At 70.2% G+C, this 1,307-nt stretch carries 1 pseudogene; it reads left to right on the forward strand.

The features are described 5' to 3' along the window. Positions 1-262 precede the first annotated feature (262 nt). Positions 263-1,307: pseudogene (locus AX702_RS02910) on the forward strand (ATP-dependent DNA helicase); the annotation flags it as partial.

Consider the following 1,307-nt stretch of genomic DNA (forward strand, 5'->3'; position numbering starts at 1 on the left):
ACCGTCGTTCATGCGAGCCAGGCTACACCGACGGTCAATGTCCGCAACTGGGCGAGAGCTGCCATACAAAACGTGCCGTCATGCTGAACTTGTTTCAGCATCCACCGCACCACTCAGGCCAACCGCGCCGGCGGACAGATGGACCCTGAAACGCGTTCAGGGTGACGCTGCCTATGCGAGCGGGCGAGGGGAACGCGACCGACGCCGCATTCCTGCATCCGCCACCTAGCCCCGGTTGCCGCTTTGTTCTAACGACTCGCGCGTGCTTCCGTACCCCGCCCTGCACGCCAGCCACACCGGCATCTGGATCGCGCGCGATGGCGAGGTGCGCGCGGTGTCGCGCGGGGAGGCGATCCGGGCGGCGGCGGACACGCCGATGATCGTGATGAACGCGCCTTTGGTCGGGCAGCGGCTCGGCTATGCCGACCTCTCCGGGCTCGACCTGCTGGAGCTCTATGCCTTTCTGCGCCCCGCGCGCTTCATGGTGCCGACGCCCAAGGGGCTGGCGACCGTCACCGGGCTGGATCTGCCGGCCGACGATGCCGGCGTCGCCCCGTTCCTGCTCGCCGCCGCCGAACGCCTGCTGGCGACTCCAGACGCAGACTGGCCCGAGCGGGAAGGCGCGTGGACGGCGGCGCAGTCGCTTTTCCGGCTGCGCTGGTCCTGGGCGCCGTTGCTGGTCGATCGCCTCAAGAAGCCGGCGCAGAACGAACGCTGGCTGTTCTCCAAGCTGCCCGAATGGGACGAGGCCGCCCCCCGCCCCGCCCCGCGCACGATCACGCTCGATCCCGCCGAGACTCAGGCGCAGCTCGCCCATCTCGTGGGTGACGCAGCGGAGGCCAGGCCGGGGCAGCGCGCCTACGCCGCCGCCGCCGCGGAAGCCTTCGCCACGCGCACCGGGCGCGAGATGCCCAATTTGGTTTTGGCGGAGGCGGGCACCGGGATCGGCAAGACGCTCGGCTATCTCGCCCCGGCCAGCCTGTGGTCGCACGCGGCGGGCGGGCCGGTGTGGGTTTCCACCTATACCAAGGCGCTGCAACGCCAGCTCGGCCATGAGACGCGGCGCGTTTATCCCGACGAGGCGGTGCGGCGGGAAAAGGTCGTCACGCGCAAGGGCCGCGAGAACTATCTGTGCCTGCTCAATTTGGAGGATGCGCTGCAGGGCGGCTTCGCCGGCCGCGCGGCGGTGCTGGCGCAATTGGTCGCGCGCTGGGCGGCCTATACCGCAGACGGCGACATGGTCGGCGGCGATCTGCCCGGCTGGCTCCCCACGCTGTTCCGCCGCAACGGCTCCACCGCGCTGACCG

The organism is Sphingomonas sp. CCH5-D11, from assembly GCF_001557395.1.
Taxonomy (GTDB): domain Bacteria; phylum Pseudomonadota; class Alphaproteobacteria; order Sphingomonadales; family Sphingomonadaceae; genus Sphingomonas.